General features: G+C 69.0%; 15 protein-coding genes. 2 read left to right on the top strand and 13 right to left on the bottom strand.

Annotated features, from left to right (window positions below; translation table 11 throughout):
- Window positions 1–18: 18 nt before the first annotated feature.
- From ACWEFB_RS12965 to ACWEFB_RS12940, 6 genes are all read right to left on the bottom strand, one after another.
- Entirely contained in the window at window positions 19–1,134 is a 1,116-nt protein-coding gene (locus tag ACWEFB_RS12965) for a branched-chain amino acid ABC transporter permease (RefSeq protein WP_452285096.1), read from the bottom strand.
- 73 nt (window positions 1,135–1,207) lie between these two features.
- A complete protein-coding gene (locus ACWEFB_RS12960; protein ID WP_326561158.1) occupies window positions 1,208–2,098 on the bottom strand; it encodes a branched-chain amino acid ABC transporter permease in 891 nt (296 codons plus the stop codon).
- Window positions 2,098–2,829: an ABC transporter ATP-binding protein gene (locus ACWEFB_RS12955; RefSeq protein WP_326561159.1), complete on the bottom strand. Its 732-nt coding sequence runs from the start codon at window positions 2,827–2,829 to the stop codon at window positions 2,098–2,100. Before ACWEFB_RS12955 ends, ACWEFB_RS12960 begins: the two co-directional genes overlap by 1 nt.
- On the bottom strand, window positions 2,826–3,569 hold the full coding sequence (locus tag ACWEFB_RS12950; protein ID WP_326561160.1) for an ABC transporter ATP-binding protein: 744 nt from the start codon (window positions 3,567–3,569) through the stop codon (window positions 2,826–2,828). Before ACWEFB_RS12950 ends, ACWEFB_RS12955 begins: the two co-directional genes overlap by 4 nt.
- Window positions 3,570–3,577: 8 nt before the next feature.
- Window positions 3,578–4,786, bottom strand: a complete 1,209-nt coding sequence (locus tag ACWEFB_RS12945; protein ID WP_363602971.1) for a substrate-binding domain-containing protein — start codon at window positions 4,784–4,786, stop codon at window positions 3,578–3,580.
- 214 nt (window positions 4,787–5,000) lie between these two features.
- Window positions 5,001–5,600 carry a TetR/AcrR family transcriptional regulator gene (locus ACWEFB_RS12940; protein ID WP_452285093.1) on the bottom strand — a complete coding sequence of 200 codons (600 nt, stop codon included), beginning with the start codon at window positions 5,598–5,600 and terminating at the stop codon, window positions 5,001–5,003.
- A gap of 90 nt (window positions 5,601–5,690) precedes the next feature.
- Between ACWEFB_RS12940 and ACWEFB_RS12935 the strand changes: the two genes are divergently transcribed.
- On the top strand, window positions 5,691–6,659 hold the full coding sequence (locus ACWEFB_RS12935; RefSeq protein WP_452285091.1) for an NADP-dependent oxidoreductase: 969 nt from the start codon (window positions 5,691–5,693) through the stop codon (window positions 6,657–6,659).
- Between the two features lie 114 nt (window positions 6,660–6,773).
- Here the strand turns inward: ACWEFB_RS12935 and ACWEFB_RS12930 are convergent, their stop codons facing one another.
- The 3 genes from ACWEFB_RS12930 to ACWEFB_RS12920 are packed head-to-tail and all read right to left on the bottom strand — an operon-like array spanning window position 6,774 to window position 9,036.
- Window positions 6,774–8,486, bottom strand: coding sequence for a hypothetical protein (locus ACWEFB_RS12930; RefSeq protein WP_452285089.1), 1,713 nt, complete (start codon window positions 8,484–8,486; stop codon window positions 6,774–6,776).
- Window positions 8,483–8,740: a hypothetical protein gene (locus tag ACWEFB_RS12925; RefSeq protein ID WP_452285088.1), complete on the bottom strand. Its 258-nt coding sequence runs from the start codon at window positions 8,738–8,740 to the stop codon at window positions 8,483–8,485. Before ACWEFB_RS12925 ends, ACWEFB_RS12930 begins: the two co-directional genes overlap by 4 nt.
- Window positions 8,737–9,036, bottom strand: a complete 300-nt coding sequence (locus tag ACWEFB_RS12920) for a DivIVA domain-containing protein (RefSeq protein ID WP_452285086.1) — start codon at window positions 9,034–9,036, stop codon at window positions 8,737–8,739. The genes ACWEFB_RS12925 and ACWEFB_RS12920 overlap by 4 nt, the downstream gene beginning before the upstream one ends.
- Window positions 9,037–9,328: 292 nt before the next feature.
- On the opposite strand from ACWEFB_RS12920, the gene ACWEFB_RS12915 reads away from it, so the two are divergent.
- Window positions 9,329–9,559, top strand: coding sequence for a winged helix-turn-helix domain-containing protein (locus tag ACWEFB_RS12915; protein WP_452285084.1), 231 nt, complete (start codon window positions 9,329–9,331; stop codon window positions 9,557–9,559).
- A 705-nt stretch (window positions 9,560–10,264) separates the two neighbouring features.
- On the opposite strand, the gene ACWEFB_RS12910 is transcribed toward ACWEFB_RS12915, so the two are convergent.
- From ACWEFB_RS12910 to csb2, 4 genes are all read right to left on the bottom strand, one after another.
- Window positions 10,265–10,747 (bottom strand): hypothetical protein, encoded by a 483-nt coding sequence (locus ACWEFB_RS12910; protein ID WP_452285082.1) that lies wholly within the window; start codon window positions 10,745–10,747, stop codon window positions 10,265–10,267.
- Window positions 10,748–11,496: 749 nt separating this feature from the next.
- On the bottom strand, window positions 11,497–12,468 hold the full coding sequence (locus ACWEFB_RS12905; RefSeq protein WP_452285080.1) for a type I-G CRISPR-associated protein, Cas3-extension family: 972 nt from the start codon (window positions 12,466–12,468) through the stop codon (window positions 11,497–11,499).
- Window positions 12,465–15,554: a type I-G CRISPR-associated helicase/endonuclease Cas3g gene (gene cas3g / locus ACWEFB_RS12900; RefSeq protein ID WP_452285078.1), complete on the bottom strand. Its 3,090-nt coding sequence runs from the start codon at window positions 15,552–15,554 to the stop codon at window positions 12,465–12,467. Before cas3g ends, ACWEFB_RS12905 begins: the two co-directional genes overlap by 4 nt.
- Window positions 15,541–16,974 carry a type I-G CRISPR-associated protein Csb2 gene (gene csb2, locus ACWEFB_RS12895; protein WP_452285076.1) on the bottom strand — a complete coding sequence of 478 codons (1,434 nt, stop codon included), beginning with the start codon at window positions 16,972–16,974 and terminating at the stop codon, window positions 15,541–15,543. The genes cas3g and csb2 overlap by 14 nt, the downstream gene beginning before the upstream one ends.
- Between the last annotated feature and the right edge of the window lies 1 nt (window position 16,975).

Genomic DNA, 16,975 nt, shown 5'->3' with positions numbered 1-16,975 from the left:
CTTCATGATCAACGGCCCCTAGCGGCGGGGGCGGGAGGTTAGGCGGTGGAGGGGGGTTAGGCGGGTTTTTAGGCTGGCCAGGCCGCCGGGGAAGAAGTAGACGGCGAGGATGAAGACCGTTCCCAGGACGAACAGGGGTTGGGAGAGGGGGGCGCTGAGGACTGTCGGGAGGCTGTCGACTGCCGAGGAGGAGCCGAAGTCGGTGAGGCGGTGGTCCAGGTACATGTAGAGGAAACCGCCGATGACCGGGCCCCAACGCGTACCGGGTCCACCGAGGACCACCATGACCAGCAGCGACAGGGTCAGCTCGGACGAGGTGATGTGCGGTGACGCGCCACCGACGAGCAGGCAGTAGATCACGCCACCGGCGGTGGCGAGACTGCCGGAGAGGGTGAACGCGACCAGCTTGAACCGGTACGGATCAAGCCCGAGCACACCGATCCGCCGCTCGTCGTCGCGGAGTCCGGCGAGCACCCGACCGGTCGGCGAGGCGGCGACCCGGGCCACCACGAAAACCACCAGGGCCAGGTACGCCAGCGCCAACCAGTAGAGGTTGACCGTGTTCGCCACCCCGACCAGGCTGTCCGGCAACCCTGACACGTCCAGCGGCAGACCCTCCTCACCACCGGTCAGGCCACCGGAGTCCAGGGCGACCAGGGTCGCACCGACCTGCGCGAAGGCGAGCGTGACCATGGCGAAGGCGATCCCGGCCGTACGCAACGCGATCGCGCCGAGCAGGGCGGCCAGGATCGCGCCACCGGCGAGGGTGAGCAGAGCCGCCTGCCACAGCGGGAGCCCGCCCTTGGTGACCAGGATGTCGGTGCCGTAGACCCCGGCGGCGAAGTAGAGCGCGTGCCCGAAGGAGAGCATGCCCGTACGCCCGAACAGCAGGTCGTACCCGGCGGCGAGGCCACCGAAGACCAGGCAGATGGCGAGCAGTTGCAGGGTGCCGGGCGAGTTGAGCGGCCCGTCGAAGAGCCCCGGCAGCGACACCGTCGAGTACGGCAGTATCGCGAAGACCGCCAACGCCACCAGCGGCAACCAGGGCCGGACGATCCCGAACCAGCCCCGGCGTTCCGGCTCTGGTGGCGCGACCACCTCCGGCGCCGCCACAGCAGTCTGAACCTCGGTCATGCCAGCTCCTCGCTTCGCTCGTCGCCGGCATGCCACGCACGACTGAGCTGACTGATGACCTCGCTGCGCTCGGTCATGCCGTTACCGCCTTCCCGGCGATGCCCTGCGGGCGGAGCAGCAGCACCGCCGCGAGCAGCGCGACGACGCAGAGGTCACCGGCGCCCGAGGTGCCGTAGTAGTTGACGAACTGCTGCAACAGCCCGACGACGACCGCCGCGTACGCGGAGCCGACCACCGAGCCCATCCCGCCGATCACCACCACGATGAAGGCGAAGATGAGCAGCGAACCGCCCTGGCTCGGTGACACCGAGCCGTAGTAGACGCCGCCGAGCCCACCGGCGAGTGCCGCAACGGCCCCGCCGATGACGAAGACCAGGGTGAACGCCTTGCGTACGTCGATGCCGAGCGCGGTGACCATCTCCCGGTTCTCCACCCCGGCCCGGATGATCAGGCCGTAGCGGGTGTAGCGGAGGAAGGCCAGCAGCGCGGCGAGCACCACGACGGCGGCGACGATCAGCAGCAGGATGGAGTTCGGCACCTTGGCGCCGAGCACCACGGTCACCTGCCGGCTCCACTCCGGCCGGGGAAAGTCGCGCGGGTCGGCACCCCAGGATGCCTGGAGCAACGCCACCCCGGCCAGCGACAACCCGACGGTGACCAGCACCTGTTCGATGTTGCGCGAGTAGAGCGGCCGGATCATCACCAGTTCGACCAGTGCCCCGACCAGCGCACCGGCGGCCACACCGAACGCGACGGCGAGCACGAAACCGAAGCCGCCCGGTCCGGCACCGGGCAGGTGGTTCGCCGCCCACCAGGTGCCGTACGCGCCGACGGAGAGGAACAGCCCGTGGGCGAAGTTGAGTACGTCGGCGAGGCCGAACACCAGGGAGAGCCCGGCGGCGACGAGGAAGTACAACGCGGCCAGGCCGAGCCCGGTGAGCGTCAACAGCACGATGGTGCCCATCAGGCGTGTACCCCCGACGATCCGACTCCGAGCAGGTTCTTGGTCAGGTCCGGCTCCTCCAGCAGTTGCCGGGCGCCGCCGGTCCAGGCGACCCGTCCGGCGTCGAGCACGATCGCGTCCTGGGCGAGCCGGCGTACGACCGCGAGGTTCTGTTCGACGAGCAGGACCGGGACGGTGACCGCGACCCGTTCCAGCACCTCGGCGACCTCGGTGACGACCTTCGGGGCGAGCCCCTTGGTCGGCTCGTCGACCAGCAGCAGTTTGTTGTTGTTGAGCAGGACCCGGCCGATGGCGAGCATCTGCTGCTGGCCACCGGAGAGCGATCCGGCCCGTTGCCGTCCGCGCCGGTCCAGCTCCGGGAAAAGCTCGTAGACCTTGTCGTACGCCGGTTTCGCGCCCCGCTGTTCGGCGAGCCGCAGATTTTCGGTGACGGTGAGTCCGGCGAACACGCACCGGTCCTCGGGTACGTAACCGAGCCCGCCCCGGACCAGTTTGTGCGTCGCCTGCCCGGTGAGGCTCTGCGACCCGGTACGGATGCTGCCGCTCACCTCGCCGTTGCGGGGGGTGAGCCCGATGATGGCGCGCAACGTGGTGGTCTTGCCGACCCCGTTGCGCCCGAGCAGCACGGTCACCCCGGTAGGCGCCACCGTGAAGGAGACGCCCTGGAGGATGTGCAGCCCGGCGATCCGTACCGAAAGATCCTCGACGGTCAGAATCGGTTCGTTGCTCATAGCGACTCCCCCAGGTACGCCTCTTGCACGGTGGCGTTGGCCATGACGGTGTCCGGGGTGTCGATGGCGAGCAGCGCGCCGTGGTGCATGACCGCGATCCGGTCGGCGAGTTCCAGGATCACGTCCATGTGGTGCTCGACCATCAGCACCGACCGGCCGCTGTCCCCGGTCAGCGACCGGATCACCGCGACGAGTTCCGGCACGTCCTCGGCGCTGACCCCGGCCATCGGCTCGTCCAGGAGCATCACCTTCGGTTCCCCGGCGAGCAGGAGCGCGATTTCGAGTTTGCGCTTCTCGCCGTGGGCGAGGGTGCCGGCGAGTGCCGTACCCCGGTGGCTGAGGCCGACCCGGTCGAGGGCCTCGTCGGCGGCGGCGGCCACGTCCTTGTCGGCCGCCGCCCGCCGCCACAGCTTCATCGACCCGCCACGATGCGCCTGTACGGCGAGCCGCACGTTCTCCCGCACGTCGAGCGAGCCGAACACCGAGGATGCCTGGAAGGTGCGGCCGAGCCCGAGGCCGGCCCGCCGGTGCGGCGGGAGCCCGCTGATGTCCTGCCCGTGCAGCAGCACCTGCCCCTCGGTGGGACGCCGGAGCCCGGAGATCAGGTTGAACAGGGACGTCTTGCCCGCTCCGTTCGGCCCGATCACGCCGAGGAACTCTCCCGGCGCCAGGTCGAAGGAGACGTCGTCGACGATGGCGACTTCGCCGATTCGCCAACTGAGGCCTCGGGTGGCCAGCACTACTTCACTCAGCCCTTCATGGCTACCGCGGGCGGCGCCGTCTCGTCGCTGGTCAGGGCCTTCTGGAGCTCTGCCTTGATCTGGTCGCCGCTGCCGGTCAGCTTGGCCTGGAACATCGGCTGGAGCAGGGCGTGGTCGGCGGGGCGGATGGTGTTCTTGCCCTTGACCCCGTCGAAGCTCCACCCTTCGAGGGCGGTGACCATCTTGTCGACGTCGTCGCCGCCCTCGGTCGCGGCCCGGACCACCATCTGGGCGGCGGTGAAGCCGTCCGGGTGGAACAGGTCGAGCGTCCCGCCGGGTACGCCAGCCTTGAGTGCCTTGGTGGCGTCGTTGTCGACGGCGCCGTCGAAGAAGTGCGACAGGAACGAGATCTTCGTGCCGGCGGCACCGAAGGTCGCCCACGAGGCCCGGATGTCGAGCCCGGTCACCACGGTGGTGGCGGCGAGTACGCCCTGCTGGTCGAGGGTCTGCCACATCGCCGGGGCGGTGGTGCCGGCCCAGGCGACAAAGAGCAGGTCGGGCTTGGCGGCGCTGATCTGGCTGGCGAACGGGGTGAACTCGGTGGCGCTGGCCGGTGCGAGCACGCTGCTCACGGTGGCCCCTGCCCCGCCGATGACCGCCTGTACGGCCGCCTCGTTGCTCTTGCCGAACGCGCTGTCCTGGGCGAAGACGACAACCTTCTTGCCCTTGGCGTCGCCGATGAACGACTTTGCGGTGACAACGTCCTGGTACGACTGCCGTCCCGAGCGGAACGTGTACTTGTTGACCCCGGTGACCCCGTCGGTGGCGGCCGGGCCGGAGATGAACAGCGTCTTGTTCTGGGCGGCGATCGGGGCGACCTGGAGCGCGACACCGGAGGCGGTCGACCCGGCGATGATCTTCGTGCCCTTGCCGATCAGGTCCTTGGCGGCGGAGACCGCCTTGGCCGGGTCACCGGCGTCGTCGACCTCGGTCACCTCGACCGGCCGGTCACCGATCTTGTTGGTGCCCTTGGTCGCGTACGACAGGCCGGCCTTGAAACCCTCGATGTACTGCTTGCCGTAGCTGGCCAGCGCTCCCGACTGGGAGTAGACCAGGCCGACCTTGACCGGGGTGGTGTTGGAGTCGCCGCCCCCGGTGGCGGTGTCCTGCGGGCTGCCACATGCCGCGGCGGCGAGCGCCACGGCCATCAAGCTGGCGGCTGCGACGAGCGCTCGCCGGGTGGTCCGGACCGTCATGTATGGCTCCACGTGAGGGAGTAGTGGGTAACTTGTTTGTCGGCTCACGCTAGGAGTGACGTCACGCACGGGCTATGTGGGCGAAACCCATAAGTAACACTGGTTGGGTGGCCTGATCTCACAGCCAGCGCTCGATCGATCAACCTCACCGCCCATGACTGCGCTCACGCAGGTGTTGGGTTTGCCCATCCGGAGCGACGATGCGCTCGGGATCTCACACTGTCGAGGGCGGCGGGTGCGGCAGCGGATGGGCGCCTTCCGGGCGTAGTCCGTCGAAGATGATGGCAAGGTACCGGTGCCACAGGTCCGGCGGGGCGTCCGGCACGTAGCTGGTGACGTAGTTCGGTGCGCACATCAGCAGGATGATGTCGGTCCCGGTGACGTCGTCGCGTACGGCGCGGTGCTCGCGGGCCCGGTCGACCAGCTTCTGCACCGTGTCGTACATCTGCTCACGGACCCTGGTCACCTCCGCACTGAGCTCGCCGGCCTCGTGCAGGAACGACAAATCGCGTTGCTGTCGTTGGTGCGCGGCGACGGTGAGGAACTCCAGCAGCCCGGCGCCCGGATCCGCCGCTTCGAGCAGCCTTTCGCCGGCCGTGTTCAGCTCGTCGATCCGGTCGAGGACGATCGCGGCGATCAGGTCGTCCTTGGTGGCGAAGTGCCGGAAGACGGTGCCCTTGCCGACCCCGGCTCGGCGGGCGATGTCGGCGACCGAGGCGTCCATTCCCCGCTCCGCGAACTCGTCCGCCGCCGCCGTCAGAAGCAACTGCCGGTTGCGTACGGCGTCGGCGCGCAGGGGACGGGTCGAGGTCACGCCGCCACCCTAACAAGTTGACCGCCCGGTCCGTTTATTGCTAGCTTCCCGACATAACCTGACCGCCCGGTCCGTTTCCTGGAGGCATCCATGAAGGCTGTTGTCGTCACCCACTACGGACCGCCCGAGGAGTACACGATCGCCGACGTCCCGGTGCCCCGCCCCGGTCCGGGTCAACTCCAGGTACGGATCGCCGCCGCCTCGATCAACCCCGCCGACATCCGGCTGCCCAGCGGGGCTTTCCACGACTTCGCGCCGCTGGAGTTCCCGCACGTACCCGGCAACGACTTCGCCGGCACGGTCAGCGAGGTCGGCGCCGGCGTTGTTTCCTACCGGGTGGGTGACGAGATCTTCGGCCAGGCCGTGCCCCGGGCCCTGCGGGCGATGGCCGGCGCGAACCGCCCGTCGCTGAGCACCGGCTCGCTCGCCGAGTACGCGGTCTTCGAAGCCGACACCCCGTTCCTGGCCCACCGCCCGGCCAGCCTCACCGTCGAACAGGCGGCGGCCCTGCCCACCACCGGCCTGACCGCCCGCGCCCTGATGGCCACCGCCAAAATCCAACCCGGCGAAACCGTCCTGGTCATCGGCGCCACCGGCGGCGTCGGCACCGCGGTTCTCCCACTGCTCGCCGCCGCAAAAGCCCAGGTCATCGCCACCTCCACCACCGCCGACGCCCACACCCTGCGCGCCCTCGGCGCCACCCGAACCATCGGGTACGCCGAAGCCGAGTACCCGTCCAACGTCGACGTCGCCTTCAACCTGACCCTGCCGAGCGACCAGCTCACCGCAGTGGCAGCCGCCGTACGCCCGGGTGGACGGCTGCTCACCATCACGTACCCGGTGCCGGAGCAGGGGTGGATCGGCCGGGATGACGTGGAGCTGCTGTTCGTGCTGGACATGGACGGCACGTTCGGCGGGATGCGCGAAGTCGGCGAACTGGCCGCCCGTGGTGAACTGGGGGCCACGATCGGCCGCCGCTACACGCTCGACCAGGGCGTCCAAGCCTGCGTCGACTTCGCCCGCGCACACACCACCGGGAAACTCGTCGTCACGATCTGAGGCGCACCGCTGGCTGGCTGGCTGGCGATTCGCCGTCGCGGAGTTATAACGCCGAAAGTTCGTACATCAAAGATGATGTTCTTACATCAAATTCGATGTACGAAACTTTCGGCATTACTCGTCGGGACCGTGGCCGTCGCCCCGATCCGGGTCCAGCCGAACCGAAACCGGCTCACCGGGGCGACTCCGAGCAGCCAGCGGCAACGCCGACTCCAGTTCGAGCGGCCCCGCCGCCGATGCGAGCTGCTGCGGAACCAGGAGCGGCCGGACCGGATCAACCGGTACGGCGGCGTACAGGGCCGAGCCCAGGTGACGCAGGCAGTGGTCGATCGCCTCGGGCAGGCTGTTCCGCAGCGGCGGGAAGATCCGTTCGGGGGTGTCACCGGGTCTGACCGCCCTCACCTCCCAGCGCACACCCTGCACCTTCGCCAGGTTGTCGGCGTTCCTCGTCAGGTCCTGGACGGTGACCCGGAGCGCGAGCCCGAGGCCGTGGACCAGGTGGACGAGCTGCCCGAGCGACAGCTCCGACCAGCCCGTCACCCGGATCAGCAACCGCCCACCGGGACGTAACCCGCCAGCGAGTGCCAGGTACCGGTCGAGCGGGTCCGCGTCCGGTTCCGGCAGCATGACCAGCCCGTGGCACAACCGATGGTCGACCGTCCCGATGCCGTCGAACTCGGCCATCGCCTCCGGTCCCCGGCCGAACAGCCCCACCCACGAGCCGAGCCGGTAACGCTCGCCGAGCTGCACGATCGGTTGACCGGCGACCTCCCTCGCCACCACCGCGCCGGACCCGCCAGTGCCGCTGCCCTCGTCGTCCGGCCGCCGCCAGTTGAGCCAAATGGTCTGGTTGCCCAGGTCGGTGAGGACAACCGCCGCGCCCTGGTGCAGCCGACGTTGACCGGAGCAGCTGGGACAGCGCCTGGTCCCCTGCCAGGTGGTGCCGCTGCCGTGACAGTCCGGGCAGGTCACGCTCGGGATCGGGTCACCGAGGTAAGCCGGGGACGGCGGCTCCCAACCGCGATGCACCGCCTGCTCGGCGCTTCGCAGGCTGGCGTGCCACCAGTTCCGGTTTCGCCAGATCGCCTGGGCACCCGGGTTGTCATCCGCGCAGTCCCGCATGATCCGCCGTTCGAGCTGGTCGACGTCGGGTTCACTCCACACCCGGTCGGGTTTGATTGAGGGTGTGAGGTAGTGCGCCGGGGCGGTCGCGCAACGTTCGGCGAGACCGTAGACCGCGTCGGCGACGGTGGTGCACTCGATCGCGGTCAGCAGGCTGCGGGCGTACCCGTGGGTGGTGATCGGGATGGGCGAGCCCGGCAGTTCGAAGCGGATGTCCCAGGTCAGACGGTCGCCGGGTGATTTTCGGGCCTCGATCACCAGGTCGAGGCAGAGCAGGTCGGCGGCCCGGCAGAGTCGGGCGAGAAGGTTGTTGTGGTCGGGTGGGCCGGGGTCGGTCGAGTCGCCGAGGTAGACCCACCACGGGTGTCGGGAGAGGCCGCCGAGTGCGGTGACTTCGAGCGCGAGGCGTTCGGCGGCGGGCAGGTCGGGCTGCCATGCGCGGGGCAGGTGCAGGCTCAGCTCGCCGTCCGGATCGAGCGGCTGCTCCGGCCGGTCCACCTCACGCAGGCTGCGCAGCGCCGTCCCGGTCTGCTTCGCCAGCTCGCTGACCAGCGGAAACAGGGGCAAACGCCAACCGTCGTACGGTGAGGGCGTCGCCTGCACCAGACCCGGCACCACGTTCACCGAGGCGACCGCGCCGGTATCCCGGTTGCCAACGGTGATCACAAGCTGGGCCCGGAGCCGCACGATCGGCGCGGCGCTCATCGACACTCACCGGAGTGCGCCGCCGCTTTCCCGCACCGCCGCCGCTCGCCCTCGGTGGGACGATCACAGAACACCTGGTGGCGAGCGTTCTGGTTGTCCTCTTCGGACACCTCGGCTCCGGTGGAGTCGATCTGCGGCAGGAAACTCACCGAACGGGCGAGTACGCGAGCCAGGTTGAGCGCGCCGGGCAGGTCGGGTGCGGTGACGGGCAGGTGGATGACGTACCGGTTGGAATGGGCGTCTGCGGTGGTCACACCCGTACTCCGGGGGTGAACCGGGACTGCCAGGTCCGCAGGTGGTTCTTGATCCGGATGTTCTCGTTGCGGGTGCGGTCCAACTCGCCTTGCAGGGCGTTCAGCTCGTTGGCGACCCGATGCAGGAAGACGCGTACCTCCTCGGGGTCCAGCCCGTACCGCCGGACCGGAAACTGCCGCTCCCGCACCTGCCCGTCGCTCAACGGCGGGTACGTCGCCGTCCGGTAGTACCCGCTCGCCTGGTTGTCCGCCGCCCGTACCCAGCTGATCGGCCTCGGCCGCACAACCGGAGCCACGACCACAGCCCCAGCCGGCCGCCGCCGCCGCCAAAACGAAAGAACTCGAAGCAGTACGCGCACGTGCCAGCCACCTTCCGCGAGGAGTGGAAGGCGACCCGGCCGGAGCGCCGGAGAAGTCCAGACCGGGTCGCCACCCTCCGGCGATTTGCCGAACCGACCGGAGGAGATGTGGAAAACCTACCCGACTATATCGAGTAGGTCTAGTCCATGGAGGAGGATGCCAACCTATTGCAGTAACTGGAGTAACTAGGGCAAGATCAGAGGTGCCGAACCGACCGGAGACACCTCTATGCCAACCGCAGCAGCACCGTTCAAGATCATCGCGAACGAGATCACCGCCAAGATCAAAAGCGGCGAACTCGCGCCGGGCGACAAGCTGCCTTCCACCTCGCAGCTCGCCGACCAGTACGGCGTCAGCCCAGGTACGGTCCACCGCGCCCTGTCGCTACTGCACGACCGCGACCTCATCATCGGCCAACCGGGCCGAGGCACGTACGTCGCCGACCACTCGCCCAAGTAGATCTCTGGCACCCGACCCTACAAAACGCCGGTGACAAAGCTTGTTTCGGGGATCTGTGCGCGGTCTCGATCATCCGGTCGACCGCCCCGCCAAAGTAGGGGACTTCTAATCCCAAGGTCGTAGGTCTGCCCCCTGCCGATAAACCGGTAGACGTGACCGCCCGGACCGGGGTCCTCGGCAACGGACGCCGGTCACGACGACCAGCGGGAGCAGGAATAACGTGACGCTGGACAAGTGAGCCAGCGCCGCGACATCGGCTGGGCGGTAGGCCGGTTGGTCGCAATGGTGGTCGATTGCGAACAAGCAACGTGAGCGCGATGTACGGCTCGTAGCCCTTGTCACCATGGTGGTCGGCCGCGAACGAACGACGTGAGGGTACAGGCGTAACTGGCGACGGGTTCACCGCGACGCTTATCGCAATGGTGGCCGGCCTCAAGCAGCCGACGTGAACCCGGGCCCTCAAGCTCGAGGACCGGCTGGGGCTGACGCCGTCGCAACGGAGTCAGTCGCGAACGACTGGTGTGAGGGCTGCTGACCCAGCAACACGGCGATGAGGGTGTGGAGGTCGCAATGGAGGCCGGTCGCGAAAGGCCGGCGTGAGGAAGGTTGGAGCCGTCTTGGTAGTTGTCGTCGAACGCCTCGCAATGGAGGCCGGTCGCGAACGACCAGCGTGAGCGGTCGGCGAACAGCATCGCTCGCTGCGGATCATGGTCCAATAGTGGCCGGTCGCGAACGACCGGCGTGAGCCTCCAGGCCCAAGGCGTGTCGAGCGCGGCCGGCCTCAAGTCGCAATAGTGGCCGGTCGCGAACGACCGGCGTGAGCGCGCGGGTCCGGACCGTGACCGGGATGGCGCCGCCGATGTCGCAATGGTGATCGGCCACAACGACCGACTTCAGCCCCGCCTGCCGCAGCTCCCAGTACACGCCATTGATGTAGTCGCAATGGTGGTCGATCACAAACGACCGACGTGAGAGCGTTACGGGGTTTTGCTCAACGAAGCGGTTCTCAAGTCGCAATGGAGGTCGGTCACGAACGACGGACATGAACTGCGACCGCTGGGACTTGTGGTAGGTGATGTCCTGGGCACCGTAATGGTGGTCGGTCGCGGACGACCGACGTGAGAAGTTGGTGCCGGGAGAAGCGCCAGACAGAATGTCGGTGTCGCAATGGAGGTCGGTCGCAAGCAACTAGTGTAAGAGGAGCGTGCGGCTTGGTGGCCCGTTCGACACCGCGCCGCAATGGGTGCCAGTCACGAATGACCGACGTGAGTCGAGGATGATGAGAACGTACCACCGATGGATGCCCTGTCCGCAATGGTGGCCAGTCACGGACGACCGACGTGAGTCGCACGACGGATGGCGTTTGAAGCCCTCGTTCCAGATGTCGCAATGGTGGTCGGTCGCGAACGACCGGCGTGAGTGTCGCCCGTCGGGAGACGCAGAAAGTTCTCGACGCCGCGTCGCAATAGTGGCCGGTCGTGAACGACCGGCGTGAGTCGCTGTGGGAGCGTGGCCCCCCGTGTGCCCGACGAGGTGTCGCAATAGTGGCCGGTCGCGAACGACCGGCGTGAGGACGGGCTCGTACACGACCTGGTCGAGCAGAGCGCAGAGTCGCAATAGTGGCCGGTCGCGAACGACCGGCGTGAGTCTGCCGGGTCGCCCGTGTGCTGCGGCCAGAGCGCCCAGTCGCAATAGTGGCCGGTCGCGAACGACCGGCGTGAGGCTTCCCGAGCTACATATTTAGATATCTGCCGCCATGGGACTTGCTCCGATGGTGTCCGATTCAACCGCCTTGCCCGCAAATCTTGGCTCGGGACCTCCCCGGAAAATCGTGCGAGCTTGGGGTTCCGAGACACGAGGACAAACCAGACAAGCTATGTAATTGTCAAGATACGGTCGCTCGCGTACGAGTTGTGGGGGCTTGTGGCAGTGGTGGGCTATCGGCCGGTGGTGGTGCGGATGGGGATCGGGGCTAGGACGCCGGCTGATTTACGGCCCTCGATCGGGCGTCGGGCTGCCCCAGCGACGGCGAAGATGCCGAGCGGCTGCCAGCAGCTCCGGCTCACGGTGACCTTCTTGGCAACGGCTCCCGGACGTACGTCGGGATGTTCCAACAGGGTCGTGATCCCGGATGTGTCGAGTGGTTGCCGCCAGAGGGGCCAGGTCATGACAGGCTGCCGCCGACCGGGGACGCTGTGCCAGAGCGTGGCCTGGACCGTAATGCCGTTTCCGCTGAGGCGCAGCAGCGGCAGGGCCATGATGGCGAGCCAGGTCGCGCCCGGCACGCCAGCCTCGACCGACGCCCCGCTCGGATGGTCGGCGGCGCTGCGCAGCACCCGGTGGTCGAGGTATTCGCCGGTGTAACCGTCGACCCGCCGCCACCGGGTCAGCCCCTCCCGGATCAGGGTCGGCGGATCCTTCCGCACCTCTTCGAGCGGCTTACTGAAAAGCGAGCGCAGGCTCTGCTGTCCAGCCGGGGCGGTGAACGGGGTGAGCGCCGCCCGCCCCTTCGCGTCAACTGCCAGATCGGTCACCAGCACTGAGAGCCAACGGCTCAGCGCCGGCTCAGGGTGCCTGCCGACCAAGTCGCGGACGAGTGTCCGAAACTCCTCGCGCGGCACCCGCATCGGGTCGGGCGCGACGCCGATCTTCGAAAGCGGGAAGATCGCCGGCACACTGGGGATGACGCCGTCGTCGGGGATCGTGCCGATCACGGGTACCAGGGCGTCCACGATTTCCTCGACGGTGGCGAGCGGGCTGTGCAGCAGCGCGCAACCGCTGGTCTCGTCGTAGGACAGCCGCGCGTCGACCCGTGCTTCGTCGCGCAACAACCTCACCACGCCGAGAGAGGCCAGGAAGCCGAGCGCGTCCCGGCCGTCGAGCGCCGCCAACTCCACTGTGTACGTCATGAGCCATCCTCCTCGTCCCGCGCCGAGCACCAGATGTCGGCCAGGCGTACGACGGTTTCCAGCAGTGCCAGCCCCCAGCGGCCGTACTCGGTGTTGAGCTGGTCGAACTGGGTCGGCGACTGCCACTCGACCGTTTCCTCGGTGCCGAGGACCGGCAGTCCCGGCACGACAACCTTCACCGGTTCGCGGTCCACGACGGGTGGCAGCAGGCCACGGCTGCGGCCGTGGTGGCTGGCGATCAGGTGCAGGACCAGCGCCGGATCCACGTCCTCCGGATGTTCGGCGAGGTGCAGGGCGGCGATCCGCGCGGACAGCGCCTCGTGCCGCATCCCCGACGGATACTTCGCGGCTTCGCGGGCACGGCGGGCCTCCGCCAGATTCGTCGGGTCGATCCCCGACTTCGCCAGCGGTTCCGTTGCCAGCTCGGCTGCGGCGCGGCGTCCCCCGCGCAACATGGTCTGGAACCGGATGTCACGTTTACCCTCGTCGTGCCAGAGCGCCGCAACCCGGACGCTCTCCGACAGTCGGGGACTCAACCCGAGGTGCGCGGCCATCTGCGCTGCACGGGCGGCCACCGCCTCCTGGTGCAGAACGAGGCCGATCCGGCGCCCCGGATAGGCGGTGCTGGAGCTGCCGGTCTCCGAGTCGTCGTTGGCCTGGCGGCGGTTGGCGGACAGCACGACCGGGAACTCCGGGATCCAGAACTTTCCGGTCGTTGGGTCGAGTTGCCGGGTCGGCGTCACCGTGAGACGGGGTTTTCCCTGTTCAGGCTGCTTATTCGATGGGTCGGGCCGGAGCAGTGAGCGCAGTGCCTGGCCCAGCGGGTTGTCGTCGTCCAGGCTGTCGGCGACCGCGGGCAGGCGGTCCGCGTACCCGTGGGGTTTGTCTGCTTCCGGGTCGGTGGTGGCTAAGGCGAGTAGGTGGTTGAGCGCGTCGCGTTGGTTGGGCGCGCAGGTTGCCGTACCCGATGGGTCGGGTGTGGCGTCGGAGTCGGCGGCCGGGGTTGGAACGGTGAGGTAGGCGGCGAGTTTCCGCAGGTGGGGGCCGACCCGCAGGATCGGGCCGCGTCGCCGGTCGGCCAGGTCCGCCACGTCGACCACCGGGGCTTCGCTGTCCGGGTGCCAGCCAAAGCGGTCACAGCCGCCGTATTCAACCGGCACCACGATCGTGTCACCGCCGCGGATCCGCTGGGCGATGATCACCTCGCCGTCGCCCCGGCGCGGGTAACGCAGCACCCTCGGATGACCCCGCTCATCGCGTGAGCGCGGTGCCTGTTGCCGCATGGGCGGCATCGGCTGGGCCGCGGACCCGGACTCCGCGGCCTCGGTCGGCTCCGGTACGTCAATGTCGGCGACCGGTTCGGCGTCGCCCTCCTCCAACAGCCAGCGGCGCACCTCGCGGACCGGGATGTCGATCGTCTCCTCCGTCACCGGCTGGACGAAGTCGACCACCGCCGACCAACGTTCCGACTGCTCGAACGGCATCCCGGTGCGCCAGACGACGGTGACCGGCGGAACCTCTTCGACAATGCCGTGCAGGTAGGGCGCGACCGGAGGATCCGGATGCGGCACCGGGGACGTACGCGTCCAGGTGTCCAGGGTCGCCGGAAACAGGTACGGCACCACCTCCGCTCGGACCTTGCCCGTCTCCGGTGGCGCGGCGGCGGCCATGGTACGCAGCGCGGCGGGTGCGGCGTTCAGCCCGTTCTCGGCCGCCGCGAGGTTCTTCACCGTGCCGACCGGTGCCTGACCGGCGAGCCACTGCCAGGTGGCCAGGCGGGCTTCCCCGTAGACGTAGTCCTCCGCGTCCACGGTGCTGTCGTGCACGACGTAGGCCGGTGCCGGAACCTCGCGAAGCCCGAGCCGGTTCAGCCGGCCGAGTCGCTGGACCAGGGCCGCCAGCGACGCCGACTCGGTGACCAGCGCGTCCAGGTCGATGTTCGCGCCGACCTCGATCGTCTGGGTGGCGACGATGATAAACGGTCGCCGATCGTCGTAGTCCCGCCCGACCTTGATCCGCCCGTAGTAGCGGGCGAGCAGGAGTTCCCGGTCGAGCGGTCGACTGCGGCCGGTCAGCAGGATCGATTCCACCTGCTTGTCGAGCAGTTCGAACACCGCGCGGGCGCGGGACACGGTGTTGACCACCACCCCGACCACACCCTGCGGCGCCAGGTGCAACGCCAGGTCGGCCAGGGCCCGGGGTACGTCAGTGTTCGCCTTCTTCTTCGTCGTCGGTACCTCGACCAGCCGCAGCCGCTTGCGTGCCCCCAGCCGTTGGCTGGCGACCTCGTCCTCCTTGTCGGCGTCGGAGATGCCGTGCACGGTGATCTCCCGACCGGTCCCGTCCTTCGCGCTGGTAGCCGACATGGTGACCAGGGTCGGCTTCACCTTCGTGGGCTGGTTGCCGAGTTCCAGCGGCCACCGGTCCAGGTCCAGCGCGGCGGTAACGGTGGTGCGGAAGGCGTTCGCAAGATGCGCCTCGTCCACGACGATGAGGCTGTCGGTGCCGACGAGGGCTGCGTCGATGCTGCGGCCGTACTCGCTGACGCCGTAGCCGCGGAACAGCAGGCGGCTGCCGACCTGGTCGATGGTGCCGGTGACGATCGCGTGCCGGTCGGGGCGTTCCAACCAGATCCGGTCCCAGGTGACACCGCCGCGCATCCGGGCCACCGTCAGCAACTCACCGTCGTCGTCCCCGTCGACCCGCAACGCGCTTGCGACCCGGGCACAGACCGGAGTGGCAGCCCTCCTCAGCGCCTCCTGCAACCGAGTGGCGTGTTCGTGTGCCTCGTCCACCACGAGCCGCCGGTCGACCACGAAGAACGTACGGCGTTTCGCCAGCTCCGGCCGCAATGCCGCCACGAACACCGCCACATCGAGCACGGACGTCTTGCCCAGCCCGGTCGGTACGTCGATCACGTCCGGCCACCGGCCCTCGGTGATGATCCGGAGCAGCAACGCGGACTGCCACGGGAACGGTTTGCGTCGTTTCTCTGGTGGGGCGGTCGGGTCGCCGTGCACCTCGTGGACGAAGTCGGCGAACAGCTTCACCAGTCGCTTTTGTTCGTCCTGGTCAGGGGCGGGCATCGGGCACCTCCGGGACGAACAGGCCGCAGCCCAGGTAACGCAGTGCCCCGGCGATGACCGGGCCGCGTACCGGGGTGGCGAACTCGACCCGGCAGTGCACGAACGGGCGTCGGGGCCGCCCGGCGGGTACGGTGCCGCGCCGGGGCAGCCGCACCGCGCCGCGTACGAGTGGGGCCTCCAGCACGGTCACCGACTCCGGCCGTGGATAACCGGCGATCTCGAAACCGTCAGCCAGCACCTCGGCCTGGTCGTTCCGGCCCGGATAGCGATCCAGCATCATCGGGGTCACCGACACCCAGCGCCGCGCTCCGGTCGGCTGCCCCATCCACCGGTCCGGGCGCAGTCCCCAGGTTGTCGGCGGTTCGGCCGGATCGTCGAACCGGAACACGCCCTCGGCGCCGGCCCGGAGCACCCGGATCGGGTTCTCACCGTCGTCGCCGAGCAGACCCCGGAGCACTGCGATCCGGTCCGCGTCCGGCAGGTCACCGGGGATCGCGACCGCGACCCCGAGCAGGTGCCCGTCGGCGTGCCGGTGTCCGACGTCCAGCAGCGGCAGGAAGCCCACGTGCGGTCGGCCGTCCGCGCCGTGCCCGCTCGCCTGCGGCGGCACCGGATCCGCGACCCGGTCCAGCACCGCCCGGCGCAGAATGTCGGTGACGGTGAGCAGACGGTCGCCCTGGATCGGCACCCGTCCCCGCTCCGCCGGCCACACCAGCATCTCCCGGTACGGCCCGTTTGCGCTGGTCGCAGCCGTGTCCGCTGCCGGTTCGACGTCGGTGGTGTAGTCGATTGCCCGGGACATCTGCCAGGCCCGTTCGCCCTGTGCGTACGCCGCCCGAAGCTGGTCGGTGTAGCCGGCGTACGGCACTCGCAGCGCGAGCGCACCCGACGTGCCGAGCCGAGTCGGCCGGTACGTCACCCACGACGGCCGCGACTCCACCACCTCGTCCCGTACGTCCAGCTCCGCCGACGAGGTCGACCGGCCGAAGTACGGCACCCGCCGAGCGAGCCGGCTCAGTCGCCACAGCATCCCGTCGTCGGCGGTCGCGTCCGGCCACACGAAAGCCACCTGGTCATCAGCCGGCAGTACGCCGGTCCGGGTGCTTGCCCGGTTGGTACGCCCCGGCCACCGGGTGCTCCCGGCTTTGCTGTCGGTCGCGTTCGTCACCACGAAGCCGCTCCGGACCGAAGCGGTGATCCGGTCGACGGGGACCGCCAACACCAGTGGTGGTCCGGCCTGTTCCAGCCAGCGCAGCGCGGCGTCGTCGGCCGCGTAGCCCGCCGCGGATGCGTCGGGTTCAGCCGAGGCGAGCAGTGCGCAGAACAGTCGGGCGGGGTGCGGCGGCCACTCCATCCGGTCCGCAAGATCCGCCGCATCGTAGCGGCCGTCGCGCAGCCGCACGGTGATGCTCAGTGCCATC

The sequence above is a fragment of the Micromonospora sp. NPDC004704 genome (assembly GCF_053601675.1).
The sequence above is the reverse complement of the archived record's forward strand: the minus strand, read 5'-3'. Positions and strand labels throughout refer to the sequence as shown.